Origin of the sequence: Amycolatopsis oliviviridis (assembly GCF_014654365.1) — a bacterium.
GTDB classification, from domain to species: Bacteria; Actinomycetota; Actinomycetes; order Mycobacteriales; family Pseudonocardiaceae; genus Amycolatopsis; species Amycolatopsis oliviviridis.
Genome location: NZ_BNAY01000003.1, coordinates 934288 through 960784 on the forward strand (window position 1 = coordinate 934288; position 26497 = coordinate 960784).

25 protein-coding genes are annotated in these 26497 nt (G+C 69.6%); 13 read left to right on the forward strand and 12 right to left on the reverse strand.

The genetic code is table 11. The features are described from left to right. Nucleotides 1-57 precede the first annotated feature (57 nt). Complete coding sequence (locus tag IE302_RS17505) at nt 58-1353, reverse strand: cation:proton antiporter domain-containing protein (RefSeq protein ID WP_191255542.1); 1296 nt, start codon at nt 1351-1353, stop codon at nt 58-60. A gap of 80 nt (nt 1354-1433) precedes the next feature. Beyond that, on the reverse strand, nt 1434-6767 hold the full coding sequence (locus IE302_RS17510) for a type I polyketide synthase (protein WP_268246757.1): 5334 nt from the start codon (nt 6765-6767) through the stop codon (nt 1434-1436). Nucleotides 6768-6944: 177 nt separating this feature from the next. Here IE302_RS17510 and IE302_RS17515 point away from each other — a divergent pair, with 177 nt between their 5' ends. Continuing rightward, nucleotides 6945-8606 (forward strand): (2,3-dihydroxybenzoyl)adenylate synthase, encoded by a 1662-nt coding sequence (locus tag IE302_RS17515; RefSeq protein WP_191255544.1) that lies wholly within the window; start codon nt 6945-6947, stop codon nt 8604-8606. Nucleotides 8607-8660: 54 nt separating this feature from the next. On the opposite strand, the gene IE302_RS17520 is transcribed toward IE302_RS17515, so the two are convergent. Next, complete coding sequence (locus tag IE302_RS17520; RefSeq protein WP_191255545.1) at nt 8661-9674, reverse strand: methyltransferase; 1014 nt, start codon at nt 9672-9674, stop codon at nt 8661-8663. Between the two features lie 155 nt (nt 9675-9829). Between IE302_RS17520 and IE302_RS17525 the strand changes: the two genes are divergently transcribed. Then, nucleotides 9830-11092, forward strand: a complete 1263-nt coding sequence (locus IE302_RS17525; RefSeq protein WP_191255546.1) for an FAD-binding protein — start codon at nt 9830-9832, stop codon at nt 11090-11092. Here the strand turns inward: IE302_RS17525 and IE302_RS17530 are convergent. From IE302_RS17530 to IE302_RS17545, 4 genes are read right to left on the reverse strand one after another with little or no spacing between them, the layout of a single operon-like run. Then, entirely contained in the window at nt 11056-12423 is a 1368-nt protein-coding gene (locus IE302_RS17530; RefSeq protein WP_191255547.1) for a pyridoxal phosphate-dependent decarboxylase family protein, read from the reverse strand. The genes IE302_RS17525 and IE302_RS17530 overlap by 37 nt on opposite strands. Then, on the reverse strand, nt 12416-13057 hold the full coding sequence (locus IE302_RS17535; protein WP_191255548.1) for a class I SAM-dependent methyltransferase: 642 nt from the start codon (nt 13055-13057) through the stop codon (nt 12416-12418). Before IE302_RS17535 ends, IE302_RS17530 begins: the two co-directional genes overlap by 8 nt. A gap of 29 nt (nt 13058-13086) precedes the next feature. Next, nucleotides 13087-13653 (reverse strand): PIN domain-containing protein, encoded by a 567-nt coding sequence (locus IE302_RS17540; RefSeq protein ID WP_229907813.1) that lies wholly within the window; start codon nt 13651-13653, stop codon nt 13087-13089. Next, nucleotides 13653-14768 carry a helix-turn-helix domain-containing protein gene (locus tag IE302_RS17545; protein WP_191255549.1) on the reverse strand — a complete coding sequence of 372 codons (1116 nt, stop codon included), beginning with the start codon at nt 14766-14768 and terminating at the stop codon, nt 13653-13655. The genes IE302_RS17540 and IE302_RS17545 overlap by 1 nt, the downstream gene beginning before the upstream one ends. Nucleotides 14769-15165: 397 nt before the next feature. Between IE302_RS17545 and IE302_RS17550 the strand changes: the two genes are divergently transcribed. From IE302_RS17550 to mscL, 3 genes are all read left to right on the forward strand, one after another. Next, nucleotides 15166-15495, forward strand: a complete 330-nt coding sequence (locus IE302_RS17550) for an FmdB family zinc ribbon protein (RefSeq protein WP_191255550.1) — start codon at nt 15166-15168, stop codon at nt 15493-15495. 116 nt (nt 15496-15611) lie between these two features. Next, entirely contained in the window at nt 15612-16253 is a 642-nt protein-coding gene (locus IE302_RS17555; RefSeq protein ID WP_191255551.1) for an SAF domain-containing protein, read from the forward strand. Between the two features lie 92 nt (nt 16254-16345). Further along, on the forward strand, nt 16346-16750 hold the full coding sequence (mscL, locus tag IE302_RS17560; RefSeq protein WP_005155596.1) for a large-conductance mechanosensitive channel protein MscL: 405 nt from the start codon (nt 16346-16348) through the stop codon (nt 16748-16750). 6 nt (nt 16751-16756) lie between these two features. On the opposite strand, the gene IE302_RS17565 is transcribed toward mscL, so the two are convergent. Continuing rightward, nucleotides 16757-16930 carry a hypothetical protein gene (locus tag IE302_RS17565; RefSeq protein WP_191255552.1) on the reverse strand — a complete coding sequence of 58 codons (174 nt, stop codon included), beginning with the start codon at nt 16928-16930 and terminating at the stop codon, nt 16757-16759. A gap of 55 nt (nt 16931-16985) precedes the next feature. Between IE302_RS17565 and IE302_RS17570 the strand changes: the two genes are divergently transcribed. Continuing rightward, complete coding sequence (locus tag IE302_RS17570; protein ID WP_191255553.1) at nt 16986-17264, forward strand: hypothetical protein; 279 nt, start codon at nt 16986-16988, stop codon at nt 17262-17264. Nucleotides 17265-17276: 12 nt separating this feature from the next. On the opposite strand, the gene IE302_RS17575 is transcribed toward IE302_RS17570, so the two are convergent. Next, nucleotides 17277-17777: a MogA/MoaB family molybdenum cofactor biosynthesis protein gene (locus IE302_RS17575; RefSeq protein WP_005155592.1), complete on the reverse strand. Its 501-nt coding sequence runs from the start codon at nt 17775-17777 to the stop codon at nt 17277-17279. A gap of 128 nt (nt 17778-17905) precedes the next feature. On the opposite strand from IE302_RS17575, the gene IE302_RS17580 reads away from it, so the two are divergent. Both IE302_RS17580 and IE302_RS17585 read left to right on the forward strand, forming a co-directional pair. Then, a complete protein-coding gene (locus tag IE302_RS17580; protein WP_191255554.1) occupies nt 17906-18967 on the forward strand; it encodes an NAD-dependent epimerase/dehydratase family protein in 1062 nt (353 codons plus the stop codon). 70 nt (nt 18968-19037) lie between these two features. Continuing rightward, nucleotides 19038-19841 (forward strand): MBL fold metallo-hydrolase, encoded by an 804-nt coding sequence (locus tag IE302_RS17585; RefSeq protein WP_191255555.1) that lies wholly within the window; start codon nt 19038-19040, stop codon nt 19839-19841. Here IE302_RS17585 and IE302_RS17590 read toward each other — a convergent pair. Genes IE302_RS17590 through IE302_RS17600 form a run of 3 tightly spaced genes read right to left on the reverse strand, consistent with a single transcriptional unit; the run spans nt 19838 to nt 22948 of the window. Then, nucleotides 19838-20887 carry a sensor histidine kinase gene (locus IE302_RS17590; RefSeq protein WP_191255556.1) on the reverse strand — a complete coding sequence of 350 codons (1050 nt, stop codon included), beginning with the start codon at nt 20885-20887 and terminating at the stop codon, nt 19838-19840. The two genes, IE302_RS17585 and IE302_RS17590, sit on opposite strands and share 4 nt — an antisense overlap. After that, nucleotides 20884-21585, reverse strand: a complete 702-nt coding sequence (locus tag IE302_RS17595; RefSeq protein WP_191255557.1) for a response regulator transcription factor — start codon at nt 21583-21585, stop codon at nt 20884-20886. Before IE302_RS17595 ends, IE302_RS17590 begins: the two co-directional genes overlap by 4 nt. 10 nt (nt 21586-21595) lie before the next feature. Beyond that, nucleotides 21596-22948, reverse strand: a complete 1353-nt coding sequence (locus IE302_RS17600) for a hypothetical protein (protein ID WP_191255558.1) — start codon at nt 22946-22948, stop codon at nt 21596-21598. 131 nt (nt 22949-23079) lie between these two features. Between IE302_RS17600 and IE302_RS17605 the strand changes: the two genes are divergently transcribed. Genes IE302_RS17605 through IE302_RS17625 form a run of 5 tightly spaced genes read left to right on the forward strand, consistent with a single transcriptional unit; the run spans nt 23080 to nt 26456 of the window. After that, nucleotides 23080-23736 (forward strand): glycosyltransferase family 2 protein, encoded by a 657-nt coding sequence (locus IE302_RS17605; protein WP_191255559.1) that lies wholly within the window; start codon nt 23080-23082, stop codon nt 23734-23736. Then, complete coding sequence (locus IE302_RS17610) at nt 23733-24377, forward strand: TIGR04282 family arsenosugar biosynthesis glycosyltransferase (protein ID WP_191255560.1); 645 nt, start codon at nt 23733-23735, stop codon at nt 24375-24377. The genes IE302_RS17605 and IE302_RS17610 overlap by 4 nt, the downstream gene beginning before the upstream one ends. Next, nucleotides 24374-24985, forward strand: a complete 612-nt coding sequence (locus IE302_RS17615; protein ID WP_191255561.1) for a methyltransferase domain-containing protein — start codon at nt 24374-24376, stop codon at nt 24983-24985. The genes IE302_RS17610 and IE302_RS17615 overlap by 4 nt, the downstream gene beginning before the upstream one ends. Then, nucleotides 24982-26049 (forward strand): molybdopterin-dependent oxidoreductase, encoded by a 1068-nt coding sequence (locus IE302_RS17620; RefSeq protein WP_191255562.1) that lies wholly within the window; start codon nt 24982-24984, stop codon nt 26047-26049. The genes IE302_RS17615 and IE302_RS17620 overlap by 4 nt, the downstream gene beginning before the upstream one ends. Beyond that, nucleotides 26046-26456, forward strand: coding sequence for a hypothetical protein (locus IE302_RS17625; protein ID WP_191255563.1), 411 nt, complete (start codon nt 26046-26048; stop codon nt 26454-26456). Before IE302_RS17620 ends, IE302_RS17625 begins: the two co-directional genes overlap by 4 nt. The last annotated feature ends 41 nt before the right edge of the window (nt 26457-26497 follow it).

Genomic DNA, 26497 nt, shown 5'->3' on the forward strand with positions numbered 1-26497 from the left:
CACGCACATCGGGCTGCAGTCACAGGGATGCGGTTGCACTGCTCCTCCGTCCCTCGTTCATTTCGCTGTTTCGGACACCGAGCGTGACAGTCCGTCGCGGGGCGGAACGTCTTCTTGATTGCCGAAAACCTCGGAGTTCTCCGGTTCCCGACGGGTGAGAAACCGCATCACAGGCCCGGTGACGGCCGTGGTGACGACGGCGACCAGGACGAGCATCGTGAAGCCCAGCTGGTTCACCAGCCCGTATTTCAGCCCGATGGTGGCGACGACGAGTTCGGTGACGCCGCGGCAGTTCATCAGCGTGCCGAGCTGGATCGCCTGGTTCCCCGGCAGGCCGGCGAGCCGGGCCGCGCCGCCCGCGCCGATGAACTTCGTCAGCTGCGCGACGACCAGCACCCCGGCGAACAGCAGCCAGTGCGAAACGTTCGTCCCGAGCAGGCCGATCGACGTGCTCAGCCCGACCAGTGCGAAGAACAGCGGCAGCAGCACGACGAGGGTGAAGCCGCGCAGCTGTTCACTGATCCGCTCGACCAGCGGGCAGTCCCGGGGAACGGCGGTGCCGAACAGGAAAGCGCCCAGCAACGCGTGCAGCCCGAGGATCTGGGTCATCACGGCGAAGGCCAGCGCGCCCACGAGCAGCACCACGGTCATGACCTTCTCGGACTCGATCCGCGTGACCATCGCGCTCAGCACCCGCCGTACGACGAGGGACGTGAAGACGACCAGCACCACGGCCAGGATCGCCGTGGTGAGGGGGTTCCCGCCGCCCTGGACGCCGGTGCCCACCAGGATCAGGGTGAGGGTCAGCCAGGCGACGCCGTCCCCGATCGCCGTGCTGGTGACCGAAAGCGCGCCGAGCCCGGTGCGCTCCAGCTTGAGGTCGACCAGGATCCGCGCCAGCACGGGCAACGCGGTGATCGCCATCGCGAGCGCGAAGAACAGCACATAGCCCGCCGTCGGGGCGCCCGCTCCCGCCAGCACCGAGGACGCGGCGAACGCGACGCCGATCCCGGCGGCGAACGGGAGTCCCATGCCGCCCAGCACCACCGCGCCGACCAGGGATTTCCGTTCGATGCGGTCGGTCCGCAGTTCGCAGCCGAGCAGGAACATGAACACGACCAGGCCCAGTTGCGCGGCTTTGTCCAAACTGGACAGTACTTCGGGCGCGAAGAGCCAGGCGCCGCCCTCCGGCCAGATCAGGCCCAGCACCGAGGGACCCAGCAGGAGACCACCGACGATCTCGCCGAGGACCGGTGGCTGGCGGAGTCTTCGCAGTACTTCCCCGCAGAAATGACTGACCAGCAGGATCGCGCCGACGGCGAGCAGGAACCGCGTGATCGGTTCGATGGCCATGAACCCCACCTCTCCCAGGTACGCAGACGCCGAAGGGCGTGGGTGCCGGTCCAGGCCACCCACGCCCTTCGGTTCGGGGATCAGGCCGCGTCGGCCTGGTTCTCGTCGGCCTCGGCCAGTTCGGCGAGGCTGGTGTGAATGTGGTCGGACACCGCGGCCACGGTGGGCTTGGCCCACAGGATGGTCGGCGGGAGGTCCAGCCCGTAGCGCCGCTGCAACCGCACCCGCAGCGCCACCGTCATCACCGAGTCGACCCCGAGTTCGACCAGCGGCCGCTTCAGCTCGATGTCACCGGCCTCCAGGTTCAGCTCCGCCGCCACCTGCTCGCGGACGTCGCCGGTGACCTTCTCGCGGGTCTCCTCTTCGGACAGGTTCGCGAAGTCGACGGAGAACCCGGTGCCCGCGTTGGCGTCGGCGCTCTCGTCGACCACCGTGAGCTCTCGGAACATCGGCAGCTTCCGCTGGTGCGGCGGGGTCGGCAGGACCCGCAGCACCGCCTGGTAGTCCGAGGAGAACCGGTCGCCGAACGCCCACGCCCGGAACGCCTCCGAAGCGGAAACGGCCTCCAGGCCACGGGAGTTCGCCTCCAGCATGGTCGTCGCGATGTCCTGCGACAGACCGACACCGCGCCACGCCGTCCAGCCGAGGCTGATCGTGTCCGAGGTGCCGCCGGAGTTGCGGTGCGTGGCCAGCGCGTCGAGGAACGAGTTGGCCGCCGCGTAGCTCGCCTGCCCGGAGAGGCGGGCGAACTGGCCGCACGAGGAGAACAGGACGAAGAAGTCGAGCGACCCCGCCGGGAAGAGCCGGTGCAGCACCAGCGCCCCGCCGACCTTCGGCGCGAACACGTCGCGCAGCCCGTCCTGATCGACCTTGTCCACCAGCGCGTCGTTGACCACACCGGCCGCGTGGATGACGCCGGTGACCGGCGGCAGGCCCAGCGCGCCCGGCGCGAGCGCCTCGGCGACGGCGTCCTCGTCGGTGATGTCCAGCGCCAGTACGCCGACCGTGACCCCGAGCGCTTCGAGCCCGAGGACGCTGTCGATCTGGTGCCGCACGTCCGGGTCGGTCACCGAAGCCCAGTCCGCGCGCGGCGGCAGGCCACGGCGGCCGGCCAGCAGCAGGCGGCGGGCGCCGCGGTCGACCAGCCAGCGGGCGACCTCCAGCCCGAGCCCGCCGAGACCACCGGTGATGAGCACCGTGCCCGAAGGCGAGCAGTGCAGCGGGGAACCGTCGGCGCTGCGGGTGATCTGGCTCAACCGGGCCACTTCCGCGCCTTCGCCGGTCAGCGAGATGACGTCCTCGTCACCGGCCGGGCCGCGGAAGACCTCGATCAGCCGAGAGCCGAGGTCGGACGCCGTGCAGTGCTCGACGTCGATCGTGCCGCCCCACAGTTCCGGGTGCTCGCCGGCGATGATGCGGCCGACGCCCCACAACGGGCCGTGCGCGACCGAGCGCTCGTCGGTGCCCTGACGCACGCCGCTGGTGATCGCCCAGATCCGCTGGGTCGCGACCTTGCCCTTCGACGTCGCCTGGAGTTCCGCGATCCGCTGCGCGGTGCGGATGAGCGACCACGTGGTGCGTTCGGTCGAGTCCTCCAGCCGCTCGCCTTCCGCCGCCCGCGAAGGCGCGACGACGACCGCGCCGGGGTTCGCGAACAGTTCGGCGGTGAGGTCGAGCGGTTCGCCGTCGACGGCCACCTCGACCGCGGTGGCGGTGACGCCGGCGGCGGTGAACTGCTCCACCAGCGTGCCGGTGGTGGCGGGCGGGCCGACGACGACGATCTGGTCGAGGTCCGAGGCCAGCGTGGCCTCGGGCAGCTCGTGCCAGGTGATCTCGTGGACCAGGTCACGCGGCAGGACCGCGGTGCCCAGGTGCTCGACGGCCGCGAACTTCAGGCCGATGACCTCGCTGATGATGTCGCCGTCCTCGTTGGCGACCAGCACGTCGACGGTGTCCTCCGGCGACTTCGGCGAACGCGTGGCGTGCACGATGATCCGCGCGGGCGGCTCACCCTTCCACGCCACCTTCTCGATACCGCGCGACATCCACAGCACCGTGGCGTGGCCGGGCGAGACCACCATGGCGCTGATGGTCAGCGCCGCGTCGATCACGTGCGCCCAGCTGGTGGCCAGCTTCGCGGGCGGCGCGACGCAGTCCATCAGCGCGAGCTGCTCGACGTCGTCGTAGTACAGCTCGCTCATGTCCCACGGGAACGCGTAGCCCTCGACGCCCATCCGGCCGAACATCTCGTCGGCCTTCGTGAGCGACCCGGTGGGCAGGCGGTCGCGGATCGTGGCGAAGTCGATCCGGCCCTCCGGCGCCTTGGCGCCCGTGTCGATGGTGGCGGTGGTGTGCGTGATCCACTCGTCGCTGTCGGCGCTGGTCTCGTCCGCGATCCGGGTGGCCAGTGCGAGCGACCGGCCCTCCTTGACGATCTGGACGATACGGGCCGGCTGCACGGCGAGCGGGGTGCGCAGCACGATGTCGGTCAGCGCGGGCGCGACCTCTTCCTCCGCCGCGAGGGCGAAGGTGTTGATGATCGACGCCGCCGGGGTGACCTCGACCCCGACCAGGCCGTGGCTCTGCGGGTACGGACGGCTGTCCATGTCGAGCCGGGTCTGCCAGACCTGCCGCGACGGGGCGCCGGAAACGGTCATCCGGCCGCCGAGCAGGCTGTGGCTCTCCGGGTCGTGCCCGCTGCCGAGGCCGGCGTCGGCGCCGGTCTCCGGGAAGATCCAGTACGGCTTGTGCTGCCACGCCGCGGCCGGGATGCCCAGCAGGTCGCCCTCGGCGAAGTCCCGCGTCCAGTCGATCTCGACGCCCTGGACGTGCAGCTTGGCGAGGTTGTGCAGCAGCGTGCCGACCTCGTCGGTGTTGCGGCGCAGGGTGGCGCAGCCCGCCAGGTCGTCGATGCCGAGGCTCTCGGCGGTCTCGATGATCGAGTGCGAGACGACCGGGTGCGACGAGATCTCGACGAACACGCGGTGCCCGTCCTCGAACGCTGCCTCGACGGCTTCGGCGAAGCGGACCGGGTTGCGCAGGTTGCCCGCCCAGTAGTCGCCGTCGCGGGCGACTCCGGAACGCGGGTCGGTCAGCGCGGTGCTGTAGAGGCTGACCGACGGCGTGCGCGGGTTGAGCTGACGGGCCGCCGCGGCGACTTCTTCCAGCACCGCGTCCACATGCGTGCTGTGGAAAGCGATGTCGGTGTCGACGACGCGCATGTCGATGCCGTCCTCGCGCCACTGCGTGACGAGTTCCGCGATCGCGGCCTTGTCACCGGAGACGACGGTCGACGTCGGGCTGGCGGAGATGGCGGCGACGAGGTCGGCACGGTCACCCAGCTTGGCCTGGACCTCGGTGAACGACAGGCTCGCCAGCACCATCCCGCCGTCGCCCTCCAGCCGCTGCAACGCCGCCGCGCGGCGGCAGGCGAAGCGGGCGGCTTCAAGGATGTCGAGCGTTCCGGCGGCCACCGCGGCGGCGATCTCGCCGACCGAGTGCCCGATGATCGCGCTCGGCTTGACGCCGCGGCTGCGCCACACCTCGGCCAGGCCGACCTGCATGGCGAAGGTCAGCGCCTGGACGTGCGCGGCGGTCCAGGGGCCGCCGTCGAGGATCGCCTCACGCGGCGTCCAGCCCAGTTCCTCGCGGTAGACACCGGCCAGCGAGTCGATGATCGCGGCGAACCCGGCGTGCTCGGCGAGCAGCTGACGGCCCATGCCGGACCACTGCGAACCGTGCCCGGAGAAGACCCACACGGCGCCGTCGCTCTGCTGTCCCGCGCGGGCGATCAGGATGCCGGACGCGGGTTCGTCGACGGCGAGCGCGCGGAGCCGCTCGACCAGCTGTTCGGTGGAGGCGGCGATGACCGTGCCGCGCTGCGGAAGGTGCGAACGACGCTGCGAAAGCGTGTACCCGATCGAGGAAAGGGTCGCCTCGGGGTTGGCGTCGATCCAGTCCGCGACGGAACCGGCCAGCGCGCGCAGGCCCGCTTCCGACATCGCGGAGATCGGGAAGACCTTGCGCGTGCCGTCGTTGGTTCCCTTGTCCCGCTTGAGTTCCGGCTGCTCCGGGCCCTCTTCGAGGACGACGTGGGCGATGGTGCCGCCGACGCCGTAGCTGGAGACACCGGCGCGGCGGGTGCCCGCACCGGCGGGCCACGGGGTGGTCTCGCCGACCAGCTTCAGCCCCGAGGCCGGGTCCGAAATAGCGTCGTTGGGCTCGGTGTGCAGGCTCGGCGGGATCTGCTCGTTCCGCAGCGCCAGCACGGTCTTGATCACGCCGGTGATGCCGGAACCGCCCTCGACGTGCCCGATGTTCGGCTTCACCGAACCGACCAGGCACGGGTTCTCCGTCGACCGCACCGCCCCGATCACGGCGGCCAGCGCCTCGACCTCTTCACCGTCCCCGGTCGGGGTGCCGGTGCCGTGCGCCTCGACGTAGTCCACAGTGGACGGATCGACGCCCGCACGCTCGTAGACCTCGCGCAGCATGTGGGCCTGCGCCTCGGCGTTCGGCGCCATCATGCCCTCGGAGCGGCCGTCCTGGAAGACGCCGCTGCCGCGGATCACGGCCTGGATCGGGTCGCCGTCGCGGACCGCGTCCGAAAGCAGCTTCAGCACGATGACGCCGGCGCCCTCGCCGCGGCCGTAGCCGTCGGCGTTCTTGTCGAAGGCCTTGCTGGTGCCGTCCGGCGACATCGCGCCCGCGCCCTCCAGCGCGACGTTCAGCGCCGGGGTGGCCATGATGTTGACGCCACCGACGAGCGCGATCGACGTCTCACCGGTGCGCAGGCTCTGCGCCGCGATGTGCAGCGCGGTCAGCGAACCGGCGCACGCGGTGTCGACGGCCATGCTCGGGCCGCGGACGTCGAGGAAGTAGGAAACGCGGTTCGCGATCCCGTAGAACGTCGTCCCGTTGACGGCGTACGCGCCGGTGAGGGGGATGTCCTCCAGCAGGCGGCGGCCGTAGTCGTTCGAGTTGGCGGCGACGAACACACCGGCGTCGGAGTTGCGCAGCGACAGCGGCGGGACACCCGCGTCCGCCAGCGCCTCCCAGGCCAGTTCGAGGATGAATCGCTGCTGCGGGTCGAGGAAGTCCGCCTCACGCGGGGAAATGCCGAAGAAGTCGGCGTCGAATCCCTCGATGTCGTCGAGGAAGGAGCCGCGGATCGTGGTCCCCCTCAGGATCGCGGTCGCCTGTGGACTGCTGGCCGCGTAAGACTTCCACCGCTTCTCGGGCATGTCGCTGACGGTGCTCTTACCATCGGCGAGGAACTCCCAGAACTTCTCCGGAGAGTCGAGGTCTGGAGCGAACCTGCAACTCATACCGATGATCGCAATGGCTTCGTCGGGTGCTTTGTACTCGCTCAAGTCCTCGCTCCTCGAAATAGGTCGCCCGACCGGAGACAACACAAAATTCCGGCGCCTCGTTGTACGGACAGCGTCTGCCCTGGCGCCTGACTCCGGCATCTCCTCGACTGCTTGCGCGTGATCCTCGAGCGATCTTCGAGTGCGAGCGCAAGGTTCGAGACGCCCCGGCGCGCGCCGCGTTCCTAGTGTCGGCGTCGGGACCCATATCGAGGAGGAGCCATGCCGGGATCAGCCGGGCGGTCGACCGGGTCGGGGGTCGTGCCGTGGCCGCGCGCCGACGCGGACCGCTATTTCGCCGAGGGCTATTGGGAAGGCCGGTCGCTGGGGACACAGCTGGCGGAGACCGCGCGCAAGTACCCGGACGAGGTCTGCCTCGTCGACGGGGACGTGCGGATGACGTTCGGGGAGCTGCTGGCCAAGGCCGACGGCGCGGCGATCCGGATGAGCGCGCTCGGTGTCGGCGGCGACGACCGCGTCGTCATCCAGCTGCCGAACTGCTGGGAGTTCGTCGTCACCACGGTCGCGTGCCTGCGGCTCGGCGCGGTTCCGGTGTGGACGATGCCGCAGTTCCGCGAGCACGAGATCGGCGGGATCCTCGCCAACGCCGAGGCGAGCGCGATCGTCGTGCCGGACGTCCACAAAGGATTCGACCATCAGGCGCTGGCCCGCGAGGTGCTGCCGGACGGGCTCGTGTTCGTCGTCGGCGAGGACGTCGCGCCGGGCAATGTCGACCTGCGCGGGTTGTTCGTCGCGGACGAACCCGCCGAGGTCACCCAGGCGCTCGACGCCGCCGCGCCGAACGGCGACTCCGTCGCGACCTTCCTGCTTTCGGGCGGGACGACGGGGCTGCCGAAGCTGATCCCGCGCAGCGGCAACGACCTGACCTACATGATCAAGACGGCGTCGGAGATCTGCCGGTTCGGGCCGGGCACCTCGTATCTGGTGGTGCTGCCGCTGGGACACGGGTTCGCGAACACCGGACCGGGGATCCTGGGCGCGCTGCTGTCCGGCGGCCGGGTCGTCATCGCGCCGTCGCCCGCTCCGCAGCAGGCGTTGCCGCTGATCGAGAGCGAGCGGATCACCGCGACGTCCGCGGTGCCGGCGATCCTGCACCGCTGGATCGAGTACCTGGACACCGGACCCGGGATCGATCTGTCCACTTTGGAGATGATCCAGATCGGAGCGGCCAAACTCGATCCCTCACTGGCGGCTCAGGTGCGGCCGAAGCTCGGCTGCACGTTGCAGCAGGTTTTCGGGATGGGCGAAGGACTTCTGTGCCTGACGCGGCTAGACGACCCCGACGAGCTGATCCTGCACACCCAGGGCAAGCCGATCTCACCGCACGACGAGATCCGTCTCGTCGACGAGGAAGGCGCACCGGTGCCGCCGGGCGAGCCGGGGATCCTGCTGGTCCGCGGGCCGTACACGACGCGCGGCTATTACCGCTCCCCCGAGCTGAACGCGCGGTCGTTCGTCGAGGGCGGCTGGTACAACACCGGCGACATCGTCCGCGTGACACCCGAGGGCTACCTGGTGGTTTCCGGTCGGGAGAAGGACGTCATCAACCGCGGCGGCGAGAAGATCAACGCCGAGGAGATCGAGTCGTTCGCGCTCGAGCTGGCCGGGGTGAAGCACGCGGCGGCGGTCGCCATGCCGGATCCGGAACTCGGCGAGGTCGTCTGCCTCTATGTGGTCGCTACCGATTCCGTGGCGCTAAAGGACGTCCACGACCTGATGCTCGCGGCGGGCGCGGCTCGGTTCAAGCTCCCGGAGCGGCTGGTCGTCGTCGACGCCCTGCCCGCCACCGGGATCGGCAAGGTGGACAAGAAGGCGCTGCGGGCGGACATCGCCGAGCGGCTGAAGGGGCCTTTGGCCGCATGAGACGCGGCGAAGGGAGCTTTCCCCGCATCTGATGCGGGGAAAGCTCCCTTCAGCTCAGGCCTTGACCAATTCCACAATGGACATATAAGACTTCTGGCCCACCTTGTGCGTCCCGCGCACCCTGAGCCCGGCCATGCGCGCCAGCTCGGCCAGCTCGGAGAGCCCGCGTTCCTTGCCGCCGTTGTAGATGAGCATGCGCAGGTCCATGCCGGTGTTCGGGGTCTCGCCGTCGGAACCGATCGCCTCGACGAGCAGGACGACACCGTCGTCCCCGGCCGCCTCCGCGCACCGCTTCAGGATCTGGACGGACGGCCCGTCGTCCCAGTCGTGGATGATCGCCGACAGCACGTACGCGTCCGCGCCGGCGGGCAGCGGGTCGAAGAAGCTCCCCGGCACGACGTCGATCCGTTCGGCCAGACCGCTCCCGGCGAACCGCTCGCGCGCGTTGGCCGCCGGTCCCGGCAGGTCCACCAGCGTGCCGTGCAAGCCGGAATGCTTGGTGAGCAACGCTTCCAGGAGCGCGCCGCTGCCGCCCGCGACGTCGACCACGTGCCCGAGGCCCGCCCAGTCGTAGGCGTCGACGATGCCCGCGTTGTCGAGCGCGATGTGGTGCCCCATCAGCGCGTCGAAGGACGCCGACAGTTCCGCGTCGCCGCTGAGGTCGTCCCAGAACGGGACGCCGTGACGCACCGAATAGGACTCCTCGCCGGTCTTCACCGCGTGGGCGAGATCGACGAAACTCAAGTCCCCCTTGCCGATGGCGCCGTTCATGTCCAGCCACTTCCGCTTGCTGCGCGGGTGATCGTCACGGAGTTGCTCGCCGACCTCGGTCACCGCGTAGGCGCCCGTGTGGTCCCTGGTGAACAGCCCGACGGTGACCAGATGCAGCAGCAGGCGGTCCAGCGCCCCCGCGTGCGTGCCGGTGACCGCGGCGAGTCGCGCCGGGGTGCGCGCCCCGGCCGCGATGTGATCGGCGACCCGCAAGGTGGCCGCCACCCGGACCGCCATCGGTGTCGCCAGATCCGCCAACGCCCTCAGCCCGAGCCGTCCCGCGTCGTCGACCGACATTAGTGCTCCTTTCGCCCTTCGGTCAGGCTAGGGGCGGGAGGGGCGGCGAGGCTTATCCACGACTGCTCGCAATCGGGGAGAGGCCAACCGCCCTTCGCGACCTTTAACGTCGTTGTCCGAGGAGAGGGCAGTTCCCCGGACCGGAGGTCGATCCCGTGGCACACCACGATTCCGAACCCCGGCTGGCGATCCCCGGACGCGGAGCCGTGGAACCGCCCGACCTCGCCGGAACGCTCAGCGTCCGCGACCGTGACCTCGCGGACGCTGAGCGGGACTTCGGCGATCACGTCCACCGCCGTCCGCTCGCCGTCGCCTTCCCGGCGACCGCCGTCGACGTCGCGACCCTCGTCCGGTTCGGCCGGACGCACGGAATCCCTGTCGTGGCACGAGGTGCCGGGCATTCGGTCGACGGGCAGGCCTTGGTCGACGCCGGGATCGTCATCGACATGTCGTCACTCGGCGGGGTCCGCCCGTTCGGCCCGGACCGGATCAGCGTGGACGCGGGCGCCCGCTGGCGCGCGGTCGTCGACGCGTCGCTGCGCACGGGCACCGTCCCGCCCGTGCTTCCCGACTACCTGGAACTCTCCGTCGGCGGCTTGCTGTCCACCGGCGGTTTCGGCGGCGCCAGCCACCGCTACGGCTCGCAGGCGGACAACGTCCACGATCTCGACGTCGTCACCCCCGACGGGGAATTGGTGACCTGCTCGCCCACGGGCAACGCGGCGCTCTTCGACGCCGTGCGCGGGACGCAGGGGCGGCACGGGATCATCACGCGGGCCACCGTCGCGCTGACCCGCGCGCCGTCGAAGGTCCGGCGGCATCGCTTGACGTATCACGATCTCGGCGCGTACCTAGGCGATCAGCGGCGGCTGGTGGACGAGCTCCGCTTCGATCACGTCGACGGCCAGGCGCAGTACGCGGACGGACGCTGGCGTTTCGTCCTGGAGGCGGTTTCCGCGCAGGCACAGCCGATCGGCGACCTCCGGCACGATTCGGCCGAGATCGCCGAGGCGACCTACCGGGAGTTCGCCGACCGGATCCTGCCGATCGAGGCGCACCTGCGGTCGACGGGTTCGTGGTACCACCCGCATCCCCGCGCGAACGTCCTGTTGCCGGGGAAGCACGCGGAGAAAGTGCTCGGCGACGCGCTCGCCGCGTTGACGCCCGAGATGCTCGGCGCCGGCGGCAGCGTGCTCCTCTATCTCTTCCCGACCGCGCGGGTTTCCGCACCCCGCGTCCCGGTCGCGCGGGATCCGTACACCGTGCTGTTCGGGGTCCAGCGGACCGCGCCGCCCGGAGACCTCGTGACGCTGCGGCGCATGCGCGAGGCCAACGCCGCCCTGCACGCGACAGCACGGCGTCTCGGCGGGGCGAGCTACGCCTATCCGCTGGACGCCACGGACGCCCGGGCGGCCTGAATCGCGGCGGCACTGCGGTCGACGTCGGCCTCGGTCGTGCTCCAGTTGGACACCGAGATGCGCATCAGGCGACGGCCGCGCCACGTGGTCGCGCCCATCCAGCACTCGCCGGACCGCTGAACGACCTCGATCACGCGCTCCGTGTCGTCACCGAAGTCGACGAGGACCTGGTTCAGCACGACGTCGTTCACGACGGTGATGCCCGCTTCGGTGAGTTGCTCGGCGAACCTGCGGGCCAGGGCACAGCACCGTTCGATCATCTCGGCGATCCCCGTGCGGCCCAGCTCGCCGAGCGCCGCCCACGTGGCGAATCCCCGCGCCCGGCGGGACGACTCCGGCACGAAGTCGCCCGGCGCCCGCACGCCGCCGTCGCCCTGGCCGGTCAGGTACGCGGCGGTGAGCGACATCGAGGCCCGGTGCGACTCGGGGTGAGCGCAGAAGGCGTATCCGCTGTCGTACGGGACGTTGAGCCACTTGTGCCCGTCGACCGCCCAGGAATCGGCCGTTTCCAGTCCCGTCGTGAGGTGCCTGAGCGCGGGGGCGGCGGCCGCCCAGAGCCCGAACGCGCCGTCGACGTGGACCCACGCGCCGTGCCGATGGGCGATCTCGGTCGCTGCGGCGAAGTCGTCGAACGCGCCGGTGTTCACGTTCCCTGCCTGAAGGCAAACGATTGCGGGCCCGTCGAGCGCCTTCTCGAGTCCGGCGATGTCGATGGCGCCCTGGTCGTCGGCGCGCACCGGCTGGACGGCGTCGGTCCCCAGGCCGAGGAGGCGGAGGGAGCGGTCGATCGTCGCGTGCCGCTCCTCGTTGGCGATGACCCGCAGCGGCGGCGCCCCGTGCAGCCCGCGGCGTTCGACGTCCCAGCCCGCCCGGGCCAGCACGTGATGCCGAGCGGCGGCCAGGCCGACCGTGTTCGCGCCCTGTCCGCCGGTCACGAACCCGAAGGAGGCGTGCGACGGCAGGCCGAGGACGTCCTTGAGCCATGCGCCGGCCACGTCCTCGACGATCGCGCCCGCCGGCGAGGTGACCTTGTTGAACGCGGGCTGGTCCCAGCCGGTCGCCAGCATGTCGGCCGCCGTCGCGGCGTCGAGCGCGCCACCGGTGACGAAGCCGAAGTACCTCGGCCCGGTGCTCGCCACCAGCGCGGGCTCGACGGCGTCGGCCAGCCGCCGGATCACGTCGGCGGGAGGGGCGGGTTTCTCGGGCAGATCGCCGAGCTTTTCGCGGACGCCCGACGTGTCGTCAGGGAAGACAGGGGCGTCGGCCACGCTCTCGCGGTAATCGGCCGCGCGGGCGGCGACGCCGGCCAGGAGATCTCTGAGGTCACTCACGCGTCGGCTCTCTCTCGATCGTCGCGAACCAGGCGGGAGCGCCGTTCTCGTCGTGGAACCTGGTCCGGACGCGCTCCTCCTCGATGGTCTTCACGCGCCATCCTGCCCCGAAAGGCTTTGTCAGCGCCTCACGTTTTACCGGGTGCGGCCCGGCGTTCTCGCCGTCGCTGAAACACAGGATGTAGAGCGTCCCTTTGGTGACCGCTTCGAGGCTTTTGACGTACTCGACGCGCTCGTCGGCGTCGAAAGCGTGGAAGAGGCCGCAGTCGAGCACCGTGCCGAACCCGCGCCCGAGCCGCTCCAGTTGAAGCGCGTCCGCCGTCACGAACTCGGCCTCCACGCCTTTGACGCGGGCCTTCTGTCGTGCTTTGTCCAGCGCGGTCTCCGCGACGTCGACGCCCAGCACCCGGAACCCCCGGGACGCGAGGAAGAGCGCGTTCTCTCCGGATCCGCAGCCCGCGTCGAGCACCGTGCCGGTGAACCTCGCCGCGGCCCTGACCACGGCCGGTTGAGGTCCGCCGAAATCCCAGGGAGCCGGTCCTTCGCGGTAGGAAGCGTCCCAGGGCAGGCCGGTCATGCGCTCGTGACTGGTCGGGGTTCTGCCGCCGAACGGATCTTCGGTCGCTTCCGGCATGTGGCCTTCCCTGTCAAGTCAGCGAAGTGCTATACGACACCGTTGTCCTTGGCCCAGGTTTCGAACTGTCCCGGGCTGAAGGGCAGCCGATACTGACTGATCAGCAAATCGTCGGCCAAGGCCGATACCAGCTTAATGGTCAACAAATCTTTCCGAATAGCTTCACAAAGCAGGCTCAGCGTGGGCTTGAGCGGCACAGAGTTTGCCCTGGCCGCCCGGCGGCCCGCACCATCGTCGATAACAGCCGTTCCACCTGCGGTCTTGGCCAGGGCCAGCACACCGGACTCCCCGCGGTTCCTGTTTCCGCGAACGAGAAGAGAGGAGAAGTAGGCGAACTCTCGGATCTCTTCGGAAGTCCTCAACTCACGTCGCTGGATCCAGTCGGCCGCGGCCGCCACAGCGACCCGATCGTCACGCAAGGCCATTTCGTTCAACTCGTCGACGACCACGTCCGGCACAATCGCCTCGCGCTCACCGACCACCGCCTTCAGGACACCCAGCCAGTTCTGCCTGGCAAAATGCGCAAGCGGACTCGTGTCGAATACGAGAATTTGGTCGGCAGGCACCATCGATTCATGCGAAACAGAATCCGCCATCACACAAATTTCCAGACAGCGCTCTCTGGAGCTTGCTGCAACTCGGGCAGATCGTCTTCCTGCCATTCGTCAAATAGCAAATCGGTAGCACGGGCAGATGACACGACCTCTTGCCTGTAAAGCTTCAGAATTGCCTCTTCATAGGCCCGATTCATGAAAGGCGGAGCCAGCTCGTCACTGGTGACAAGATTCAGGTCAACAATATCGGCTCGCGTTGTCCTCGCGGCTCGAATCGCCGAAAAGTCCGATTGACCTATAACGCCGAGATCGGTCAGCCGCAAAGCAAGCGTCGTCATGTCGACTCGGTATTTACTCGCGACCCTGATGGCGGCAACACGCAAGCCGTCCCCGGACTTCAGCAGCGATTCCCACTGCTCCTTGATCGCCTTCGCAGGCAAGAGAACCGCACGGGCAAATCGATCGAGCCGAGATTCCCAAGCATCGTCGTCCGACTTCTCCAGCACTCTCCAGTCGACCGTATATTCGTCAGCGAACAAGAAATGCCCAAGCTCATGCACCAGTGCAAGACGACGACGGCCGACATGGAGGTTCCCATTGATCACAGCAACCCCGCCGTGACGCAGCAGAATTGACGCTGCGTCAGCACTATCCTTGCCCAAGTCGAAGGAAAAACAGAGCAAACCGATCTTTTGAACGGTGGCCGCGATGTCATAAAACGGCTGACCAGGTTCCAGGCCCAACATCAACCTGGCAGTCACGGCCGCCTTTTCGGCTTCATCCTTGTTGATCGGCCTGTCAAGGTGCTCAATACTGTCAAACTTCAGATTCTCACAATGGTCGACTACGAACTCGACGTTCCAGGCGATTTTCGCAACGAGGCGATCTATCTGCGGGCTCTCTTGGCCGGGGTCCGCAAGGTTGCGATGAGACACGATCGCCTCAGGAGTCTCCATGACAAACCACTCGATACGCTCACCGAGTGCGTCCGCGATCCTGGCCAGCTCGAGCGCCGAAACCCTTCTGGTGCCAGACTCGATCTTCGCCAGCGCAGATCGATCGATGCCTATCGTCGAAGCCAGGCCGGCTTGCGTGACCCCGACCCGGTCACGAGCCTCCGCGATCTTTCTACCCATGGTTTCCCCGTCGACTTGCATGTGTGCGATATTAGAACAACGAGCCTGGTCCCGGCTAGCTCGCCAGGAGATCGTCATCCGATCAGGCCGCCTCCGACACCTTGATCAACTGGGCAATCCGCATGCCACTCACTGCCCCATGCAGTCGCGGTTGGCTCTCGACGCGTTACGGACAAGCCGAGCTCCGGCGCACCCAGGGTGACGCGCGAGGCACACTCGGAGATCGCCCAGCTCATGACGGCTCGTTACCCCGGACCGGAGCCGCTCTCGGCCCGACACGGAACAGGTGCGATACAAGTGGCGTGACCAGGTCCTCATGTGACCTTGGGAAACCTTGTTTGACCTGCGTCGGAATGCCCCGGTACCGTGTGGCGTTAGCACTCTTGTCGGCTGAGTGCCAATGCACGAAGGAGCAGCAGTGCCCACCTACCAATACGCCTGCAAGGAATGCGAGCACGCTTTCGAGGCCGTGCAGTCGTTCTCCGACGCGAGCTTGACCGTGTGCCCGCAGTGCTCGGGCCCGCTTCGCAAGGTCTTCAGCTCGGTCGGCGTGGTCTTCAAGGGCAGCGGGTTCTACCGCAACGATTCGCGCGACTCGAAGGCCAACACGACGTCCAGCTCGTCGTCGGCTAAGAGCGAGTCCAAGACCGAGACCAAGTCGGAGTCGAAGACGGAGACCAAGAGCGAGTCGAAGAGCTCGGCATCCTCCTCCACGGGTACGACGAAAACGGCCGCCGCCGCTTCCTGACGTCCCGAGTTGTCCACAGGCCCCCGGTTATCCACAGCCGGGGGTTTTCGTTCTTTCCAGGGCGTCGCACCGGCCCCTAGCGTCGAGATCATCACCGATCGACGAAGGGGAATCCCGTGTTCCACGATCTGCCCGTCCTGCGAAGACTCCGCGGCAGGCCCGCGCGGCTGCTCCGCCGCTGGCTTGCCCTGTCCCTGCTGCTCAGCGGCCTGGTCGCGCTCTTCCTCCCCGCGTCCGCGCGCGGTGAGCCCGGCGTCGCGACCGTGGTCTCCGCCCGCGACCTCCCGGCCGGGTCACTGCTGCGCGCCGGAGACGTCGAAGTCGTCGACCTCCCGGACGACGTCCGTCCACAGGGCACCACCGGTCAGCGGTCCTCGGTGGAGGGACGGATGCTCATCGGAGCCGCGCGAGCGGGGGAACCACTGACGGACGTCCGCCTGCTGGACGCGGCCATCCCCGGATCGGGTGATCCCGAAAGTTCAACTGTCCCGGTGAGGCTCGCCGACGCGGGTGTCGCCGAACTGCTCAGGCCCGGTCAACGGGTCGACGTCGTCGCGGCCGCCGAAGCCGGGCGAGAGGCGTCTGTGCTGGCCAGCGCGGCTGTCGTGGCGGCCGTCGGCGAGCAGGACACCCGTGAGCCGAAGGCCACCGGCGCCGGGAGCAAGGGACCTTTGGTGCTGCTCTCCCTGCCTTCCGCGATCGCGACACGGGTCGCGGCCACTTCGCTGGAACGGTCCATAACGGTTACCCTCCGCTAGCTCGCGCCTGCCCGGTGGCGGCGGGCGCCTGCGTCCCCCCGGTACGAAGAGGGACGGTCGGCGAACCGTCCCCAGGTGAAGAGGAGAGCGTCTTGCTCAAGGGTTTCAAGGACTTCCTGATGCGCGGGAACGTCGTCGACCTCGCGGTCGCGGTGGTCATCGGCGCCGCGTTCACGGCGATCGTCACGGCTTTCACGAACGGCCTGATCAAACCGCTGATCAACACCATCGGCGGTTCGGACGCCGCCAAGGGGCTGGGGTTCAACATCCTCGCCGAGAACGACGCCACGTTCCTCGACTTCGGTGGCGTGATCAACGCGGCGATCAACTTCGTGTTGGTCGCGGCCGTCGTCTACTTCGTGATCGTGCTGCCGGTCAAGCACGTCCAGGAGCGGCGCAAGCGCGGTGAAGAGGCGGGCCCGGCGGAACCGACCGACGTCGAGCTGCTCACCGAGATCCGCGACCTGCTGCGCGCGCAGCAGAACCGCCAGGGCTGACCCGGGTCACCGGTCGTGATGAGGCGGCCGGTTCTCCAGGTACCACGAGTCGGAGTCCGGGGTGCGCTGCCCCGGCTCTCGCTCGTCGGAGGTCGTGTCGGGCAGGACATCGCCGAAGATCTCGTCGACCCGGCGCCGGGTCGCGGCGGAAGGGCGCTCGTCCTTGTCTTCACCTGGCATGACAGCCATTTTCGCACCGGTCGCGGCGTCCGCCCGCCGGTGGGACCATCGACACATGGGCATTGTCGACAAAGCGAAGGGACTGGCCGCGCAGGCCGTCCACAAAGCGGAAGAGGTCGCGGGCGAAGTCCGCGAGAAGGCCGGACCGCTGGCCGAGAAGGCAGGCGACGTCGCGGCCAAGGGTGTCTCGGTGGCGTCCGCCGGGGCGAACAAGGTCACCGGCGGCCGGTTCGAGGACAAGATCGGCCAGGTCACCGAGAAAGTGGAAGGAGTACTCCACCAGGACAAAAAGGGCGAGCCCGGGCCGGAGCCCGGACCCGCCACAAAGGACTAGGCCTTTGCCGGGCTAGGCCTCTTCGAGCCCGGAAAGCTCGTCGATCACGTACGGCACGAGCGACGAGAGCGTCGCCATGCCGTCGCGGACGGCCGCGCGCGAACCCGCCAGGTTGACCACCAGCGTGCTGCCGGAGACGCCGACGAGCCCGCGGGAGATGCCCGCGTCCACCGCGCCGGCGGCCAGCCCGGACGCGCGCAGCGCCTCGCCGATGCCCGGGATCGGGCGGTCGAGCACACCGGCCGTCGCGTCGGGCGTGCGATCGCGCGGGGAGACCCCGGTGCCGCCGACGGTGATCACCAGGTCGGCACCGCCGATCACCGCGGTGTTGAGCGCGTTGCGGATCGCGGCCGTCTCGGCCTCGACCACCACGACACCGTCGACGATGAACCCCGCCTCTTCGAGCAGCTCCGTGACCAGCGGTCCCGTGTTGTCCTCGTGTTCGCCGTGGGCGACCCGGTCGTCCACGATGACCACCAGTGCGCGGCCCAGCCGTTGTGCGCTCCGTTCCATACGCACACCGTATCCGGTTTCGGCTGATCTTCGCTCCCGTGGTGCCGGGCGACGTGAGTTGTGACGATTCCCTGACGTGACCCGCTGATCCGGGGGCCACGGCGGAGATCGCCCCTAGCGTCGGGAAGGTGCGAACACTGATAACCGGCGGGGCCGGGTTCATCGGCTCCCACATCGCCGATCTGCTGTCCGATCAGGGCCACGAGGTCGTCGTCCTCGACAACCTTTTGCGCACCGCCCACGGTTCGTCGCGTCCGCCCGGGTACACCGCCCGCCACCGGTTCCTGCGTGGCGATGTCACCGATACGGAGCTGGTCGCCGAACTGCTGGACGGGGTCGACGCGGTCTGTCACCAGGCGGCCGTCGTCGGGCACGGCGTCGATCCGTCCGACGCGCCGTCGTACGCGCTGAACAACGACTACGGGACGGCCGTGCTGCTCGCCGCGATGCACCGGGCCGAGATCCCGAAACTGGTGCTCGCGTCGTCGATGGTCGTCTACGGCGAAGGCCGCTACGAGTGCCCCATTCACGGGATCGTCCCGCCGTCGCCGCGGAAACAGTCCGATGCGGACGCCGGCTGCTTCGAGCCCGCGTGCCCGGCGTGCGGCGCCGAACTCGACTGGCGGCTGGTCCCCGAGGACGCGCCGCTACAGCCGCGAAGCACCTACGCGGCCACCAAGCTCGCGCAGGAACATCTTGCGGCGGCGTGGGCCCGGCAGACCGGCGGGACGGTCTGGGCCATGCGGTACCACAACGTCTACGGACCCCGGATGCCGCAGAACACGCCGTACGCGGGCGTCGCGTCGCTGTTCCGGTCCTCGCTCCTGCGCGGCGAGGCGCCGATTGTCCTGGAGGACGGCAAGCAGCAGCGCGATTTCGTGCACGTCCACGACGTGGCGAGAGCGAACGTCCTGGCGCTGACCACCGACGGCCCCAAAGGCGACCTGACTCCGCTGAACATCTGTTCCGGCCAGCCGCACTCGGTCGGCGAGCTCGCCATAGAACTCGCGAAGGCCTGTGACGGCCCGGCTCCGAAGATCGCGGGTGGCGCGCGGCCCGCCGACGTCCGGCACGTCGTCGCCGACCCCGCCCGCGCCGAACGGCTCCTCGGCTTCACCGCGCGAACCGGTTTCGCCGAAGGCATCGCCGCGTTCGCCACCGCTGAACTGCGGGAACCGGTCGCTTCCTGAAACCGGGAACAGACCGGGCCCCCGCTCGGTTGTCGTTCCCGGCAATGGAATCGACTTTTTGGGGGTTTTGGTGGGCATCACCGTCGGAGACATCGAGATCGAAGCGATCGGAGACGGCCTGATCCGGCTGCCGCTCGCGTTCTTCCCCGGTCTCGACCCGGAAGCCCACCCGGAGGTCTTCGACGAGGACGGCACCGTGCACGTCCCGACCGGCGCGTACCTGATCCGCGGCAACGGCCGCACGATCCTCGTCGACACCGGCCTCGGCCCCCGCGAGTTCGCCTTCCCCCAGGGAATGACGCCCGCCAAGGGCGACCCCACCCCGCCGATGGGCACGGGTGGCGACCTCGCGGCCGCGCTCGACAAGGCGGGCTGCCCGGTCGGCGAGATCGACACCGTCTTTCTCACCCACCTGCACAACGACCACATCGGCTGGATCGCCCCCGAAGGCGACCTGACCTTCCCCAGAGCTCAGGTCGTCTTCGGGCAGCTCGACTGGGAAGCCCTGATCGAGCCCGCCGGGACGGGCGATTGGCCTCGCGTCGGCATGGAGACCGCGCGCGGCGCGGGCCTGACCGAAGCGATCAGCGGTGACGACGTCGAGATCGCGCCCGGCATCGTGGCCCGGCACGCCCCCGGCCACACGCCTGGTCACTACGTCCTCGACATCACCGCGGACGACGAGCGCCTGCTGCTGCTCGGCGACGTCCTGCACACGCCCGCGCAGCTGACGGACACGCGGGTGGGCTTTCTCGGCGACGTCGACCCGGATCTCGCGCTCCGCACCCGGCAGCGCTTCCTCGCCGAAGCCGAAGAGACCGGCGCGATCATCGCGCCCGCGCACTTCCCGGACATGGGTTTCCTGCGGCTTTAGGGCATCGCGAGCGGCAGCCGGACCTCGAAACGGCAGCCTGGACCGTCGTTCCGGACGCCGATACGGCCGCGATGGGCCTCGACGAGGCCTTTCGCGATCGCCAGCCCGAGTCCGCCGCCGCTCGCCAGCCCGCCGCGTTCGGGCGTCCGCGCCGGCGTCCCGCGGAACGCGACGTCGAAGACGCGCCCGATCTCGTTCTCGGGGATCCCGCCGCAGCCGTCGGAGACCGCCAGCAGCGCCTCACCGCCTTCGATGCCGATCTGGACCGCGACCGTCCCGTCCGGCGGGGTGTGCCGCACGGCGTTGGACACCAGGTTGCGCACGATCCGCGCCAGCTCCGGGTCACTGCCGGAGACGACCGGCCACACGGTGGCCTGCTCGATCATCCGCACGCGTTTCTGCTCGGCGAGCGGCGCCTGCGCGGCGACGGCGTCGCTCACGACGTCACGCAGCGGCACGGCGGCCATGGTCAGCTCCAGCGCGCCCGCGGTGATCCGCGACAGCTCGAACAGATCGCCGACCATGCCCGACAGCCGCGTGGTCTCGCCGCTGATCCGCCGCGCGTACCCGGTGACCTCGATCGGCTCGGCGACGACACCGTCCGCGACGGCCTCGGCCATCGCCTGGATCCCGGCCAGCGGGCTGCGCAGGTCGTGGCTGATCCACGCGACCAGTTCGCGGCGTGACGCCTCCGCCGCGCGTTCCCGTTCCCGCGCCTCCCGCTCCCACACGCTGCGGCGCGCGATCATGCGGCCGAGCACCAGCGCCGGGGGCACGGTCACCAGCGCGACCAGCAGGCAGACCAGCGTCATCGTGGTCAGCGCCGGGGTGAACATGAACCCGCTGATCCCGAGCACCGCGATCAGCGTCGCCAGCACCGGGATCAGCACGAGGATCGTCATCGTGCCCGCCAGCGAACCCCGCCTGCGCAGATACAGCGCCAGCCAGCCGAGCAGCACCACCGGCACCGCGAACATCAGCGCGAACGGCAGGATGTGCCAGGCGTGCGCCAGCATCTCACCGAACGACTCCCCGGAGCCGATCACGGCCGCACCACCGGGTCGTACCGGTAGCCGACGCCCCACACGGTGGCGACGCGGACGGGTTTGGCCGGGTTCCGCTCGATCTTCTCCCGCAACCGTCGCACGTGGACGGTCACGGTGGACTGGTCGCCGAAGTCCCAGCCCCAGACCTTCTCCAGCAGATCGGCGCGGGAGAACGCCACGCCGGGATGCGTGAGGAAGAACGCCAGCAGATCGAATTCCCGGCTCGTCAAAGGAAGTTCGGCGCCGCCGAGGGTCGCCTGCCGCGCCGTCATCTGCAACGAGAGGTCCCCGTCGGTGATCCGCCGCGCCGCGGGTTCCGGCCGCGGCATCCGCGCCCGGCGCAGGACCGACGCCACGCGCAACGCGAGTTCCTTGGGGCTGAAGGGTTTCGTGACGTAGTCGTCGGCGCCGAGCTGAAGCCCGGCGATCCGGTTCTCCTCCTCGCCGAGCGCGGTCAGCATGACGACCGGCACCTGGCTCACCTGCCGCAGCCTGCGGCACACTTCGAGTCCGTTGAGACCGGGCATCATCACGTCGAGCACCACGAGGTCCGGGCCGGTCTCGGAGAACAGCCGCAGCCCCTCGGTGCCGTCCCCGGCGACGTCGACCTCGAAGCCCGCGACCTCCAGGTACCGCCGGACGACGTCCCGCACGGTCTCGTCGTCGTCGACCACGAGCACGCGGCCCTGTTCCGTCATGCCATCCACCTCACCAGCTCGTCAGCACCAGATGGTTCACCACCAGCGCCGTGGCCGCCGACGCGGCGAGCCACCACTGCCGCCCCTTCGGCGGCAGCAGCGCCACCGCGGGCAGCAGCCACACCTCGAACGGTAGCCAGATGCGTTCGACCTCCGCCTTCGACAGGCCGGAAAGGTCGGCGAAAGCGATCGTCAGCGCCGCGGCCAGTACGAGCAGGACGACCGGGTCGCGGAACGAGCGTTTCGGCTCGGCGAGGAACTCCGCCCCCGCCCGTCGCGTCCCGGCGATCACCGCCGGTCCGATCGCGATCAGCACCGCCGCGATATCCGCCCACACCCAATAGGAGTACGGGCGCAGCGTCGCGATCCCCTGGTAGTAGCGCTCGACCACCAGGTGATAGCCGTCGACCCACCAGAACCCGGTCAGCGCGAACGCCACGACGACCGCGGCCACCCCTGCCGCGGCGAGGAGCAGGATCCGCCACTCGCGGGTCAGCACGACGACGGCCAGCACGATCACGCCCAGCAGCACGAGACCGTACGAGAGGAAGAGCCCGAACCCGAGCAGCAGACCGCCGGGAAGCGCGAGGATCCGCCGCCGGGTGGCGAGCGCGAGCAGCGCGATCCCGGTCGCGGTCACCCCGGCGAACATCCCGTCCGCCGAGACGCCGAGCCAGATCGCCCCCGGGGTCAGCACGGCGAACGGCAGGACCGTCCTCGCGGCGTCCTGCCTGCCCAGCGCGGAGAGCGTCACCGGTACCGCGACCACGGCCAGGCAGCCGGCCAGCACGACGAACGTCGAGGCCCAGGCTCCGCCGTGCAGGCCGAGCCGGTCCAGCCAGACGAAGACCAGCGTCGCGCCCGGCGGATGCCCGGAGACGTGCGTCGTCCACGAATCCGGCTGGAAATCGAGGATGCGCGACGAGAATTCGCTCAGCATCTTCGGGATGTCGGTGATCCCCGGGACCTCGTGCAGGTACTCGTGCTCCGTGGTCAGCCTGCCGGTGAACCCGCGCGCCCAGCCGTCGATCATCGCCAGCGAGAACGTCCACGCCAGCGCGGTCACGTAACCGAGCGCGAGCAGCGGACGCCAGCGCAGCCGCGCGGCGAGCGAGGGACCTTTGGTGACGACGAGGAGCGCGAGCACGACGGCGGCGAGCGACCCCGGCCCCACATGCGGCAGCCACAACCCGAACAGCGGCGGCGCGAAGGCGTAGATCACCACGCCGGAACCGGGGCGGTTGTAGTAGAGGCCGACCGCGATCGCGGCGGCGACCACGAGCATCGCCAGCCCGACGGCGATCAGATCGGCCCGGCGGCCCGTGCGGGAGGGGGCGGTGACAGTGGACATCACCGGCACCATAACCGCGTTCCCGCCGTCCGGCGGCCTCGGCGAGCGGTCCGTCAGAACTCGGTAAGAACTTCACCGACGTCATGATTCGGTAAGCACGGCAAGGGTTTTCGTCCGTCCACCCCGGACTTAACGTGCGATGGGTGAACGATGACCAGGTTGACGTCGTGCTCCCCTGTCTCGACGAGGCCGGTGCCCTCCCCGGGGTGCTGGCGGCCCTGCCCGCGCGCTATCGGGCGATCGTGGTCGACAACGGTTCGAGCGACGGCTCCGCCGAGATCGCGGCCGGGCTCGGGGCGAAGGTCGTCCACGAACCCCGCCGCGGCTACGGCGCCGCCGTGCACACCGGGCTGGAGGCGGCCACGGCGGACGTCGTGTGCTTCGCCGACGCCGACGGATCCCTCGACCTCGCCGAGCTGCCGATGCTGGTGCGCGGACTCGCCGACGCCGAGATGACGGTCGGACGTCGAATGCCGACCGGTCCCGGGGTCTGGCCGTGGCACGCGAGAGCCGGCAACGCGCTGATCTCGGCCCTGTTGCGGTACAAGGGATTGCCGGTCCACGACATCGCGCCGCTGCGGGCCGTCCGGCGGCAGGCGCTCCTCGATCTCGACGTCACCGATCGCGCCTTCGGCTACCCGCTCGAACTGCTGCTCAAGGCACAACGCGCGGGCTGGCGGGTCGCCGAGTACGACGTCTCGTACGGCGAACGCGCCAAGGGCACGAAGTCGAAGGTTTCCGGCTCACTGCGCGGAACCCTCCGTGCGGCGCGGGATTTCGGGCGGGTGCTGAGCCGATGACCTTCTGCCTGTTGATCGTCGCCAAGGCGCCCGTGCCCGGCTTCGCGAAGACGCGGCTCTGCCCGCCCGCGACGCCGGAGCAGGCCGCCGAGATCGCGGCCGCCTCGCTGCTCGACACCCTCGACGCCGCCCTGGCGACCCCGGACGCACGCGTGGTCGTCGCCTTGACCGGCGATCTCGGCAAGGCGGCGAAGAACGCGGAAATCACCACAGCGCTGCGGAAAACGGCGGTCATCCCCCAGCGTGGTGAAGGATTCGACCTCCGTCTCGTCAACGCCCACGCCGACGCCTGCCGTCCCGGGGAATCGGTGCTGCAAATCGGGATGGACACCCCGCAGGTCACGCCGGACTTGCTGGCCGAGGCCGCGAACCGGCCCGAAGACGCCGTTCTTGGCCCGGCCGAGGACGGCGGCTGGTGGGCGCTGGGACTCAAGGATCCCTTGCACGCCAAGGCGCTCGCCGGAATCCCGATGTCCCGCGACGACACCGGCGACCAGACACTGCGCGCGCTCACCGACGTCGGCCTCGCACCCGGAATCCTGCCCACACTGTCCGATGTGGACACGATCGCGGACGCTCACCGGGTCGCGGCTCTCGACCCGGTGAGCCGGTTCGCCCGAGCGGTGGCCGAAGTCCGGTGACCGCCTTCGATCGTGGCCTGCTCGGCCACCGCTGCTGGCTGGAACTGGCGACCGGCGAACGCGTCGACCTGCCGGTGGACCGCTGGACGGCCATCCCTTGCGAAGGCGACGACGTCCTCCTCGACGCCTGTGACGGCCCGACGCTCGACGTCGGCTGCGGCCCCGGCAGGCTCACCGCCGCGCTGTCCGAACGTGGTGTCGCCTCGCTCGGCGTCGACATCTCGGCCACCGCCGTGCGGCTCACCCACGCCCGGGGCGCCGTCGCGCTCCACCGCGACGTCTTCGACCGGCTGCCGGGGGAAGGCCGCTGGCGGCACGTCCTGCTCGCCGACGGGAACATCGGCATCGGCGGCGACCCGCTCCGGCTCCTGTCCCGGATGGCGGAACTGGTCGGCGACGGCGGCACGGTGCTCGTCGAGCTCGAACCGCCCGGCCGCGGCATCCGGCAGGACCGGGTCCGGCTGCGCCCGGATGACGGCGGCGCCTGGTTCACCTGGGCATGGGTCGGCGTCGAGGCGATCGCGGAACTCGCCGCCCGCACCGCGTTCCGGGTCGCCTGGGCCACCCGTCGCGACCACCGCTGGTTCGCCTGCCTGGAGAAAGCATGAGCACGACTTCCGAGCGGGTGACGTCCCGGATCGGGCTCGCCCTCGCCGTCACCTTCACCCTGTGCTTCGTCACCGGCCTGATCAGCCATCTGATCCAGCATCCGCCGTCGTGGTTCGGCTGGCCGAGCCGCCCGGTCTGGCTGTACCGGGTCACGCAGGGCACGCACGTGATCTCCGGGATCGCGTCGATCCCGTTGCTGCTGGCCAAACTCTGGAGTGTCTACCCGAAGCTGTTCGAGCGTCCGGTGATCCGTTCCCTGCCGCACGCGCTGGAACGCCTGTCGATCCTGGTGCTGTCCGCGGCCGCCTTCTTCGAACTCGTCACCGGCCTGTTCAACGTCGCGCAGAACTATCCGTGGAACTTCTACTTCCCGCAGCTGCATTACGCGGTCGCGTGGGTGGCGATCGGCTCGATCCTGGTCCACGTCGCGGTGAAACTCCCGATCGTCCGCCGCTCGGTCCCCCAGGCACCCGAGCCCTCGCGGCGTGCCTTCCTCCGCACGACCTGGCTGGCCGCCGGAGTCGCCGTCGTGGCGACGGCCGGGGCGACGGTTCCGTTGCTGCGCGGCGTTTCCGGGCTGTCCTGGCGTAGCGACAAGGGACCGCAAGGCCTTCCGGTGAACCGGACCGCCGAAGCGGCAGGCGTTCTGGAAACGGCGAAAGACCCGAACTGGCGGCTGTCCGTGGTGACGCCGAAGGGCACGAAAACCTTTTCGCTGGAAGAACTCCGCGCGCTCCCTCGGGTCTCCGCCGAACTGCCGATCGCGTGCGTCGAGGGCTGGAGCCAGTCCGCGCGGTGGAGCGGTGTCTCGCTGCCGGAGTTGCTGCGGCACGCCGGAGGCGCGCCGGGCACCCCGGTCCGCGTGTTCTCACTGGAGAAGGCGGGCCCTTACGGGATCAGCGATCTCCCCGGCGAGCACACCGCGGACGAACTCACCCTGCTGGCCCTGGAACTCAACGGCGAAGTGCTCGACGCCGACCACGGCTTCCCGTGCCGGATCATCGCCCCGAACCGGCCCGGCGTCCTGCAGACGAAATGGGTCACCCGGTTGGAGACGCTGTGAAAACGGTGCGGTTGCTGCTGTTCCTGCCCGGCCTGGGCGCGCTCGCCTGGGGCGCGACGTTGTTCGCCGAGTACGCCTTCCCGTTGCGCCCGGACGTCTTCGGGACGCTCGGCTGGCTCGCCGGCGGTCCGCTGGTCCACGACCTGCTGATCGCGCCCCTGGTCGGCGTCGTGGGATTCACGCTGAGCAGGTTCCTCCCGGAACGCTCGCGGACCCCGGTCAAGACGGGCGCTGTCCTCACCGGTGTCCTGACGCTGCTCGCGTTCCCTTTGCTGTGGCGGCCTTTCGGCGGCGCCCGGAACCCGGGACTGCACGACGCCGACACCGTCACCGGCCTGCTCGTCACCCTCGCGGTCGTCTGGCTCGGCGTCCTCGTGGCCGCGCTCGTCCCCCGGAAGACGCGATAAAAGGGGCCACGCGCGACCGGGATTGGCAGCCGGTCGCGCGT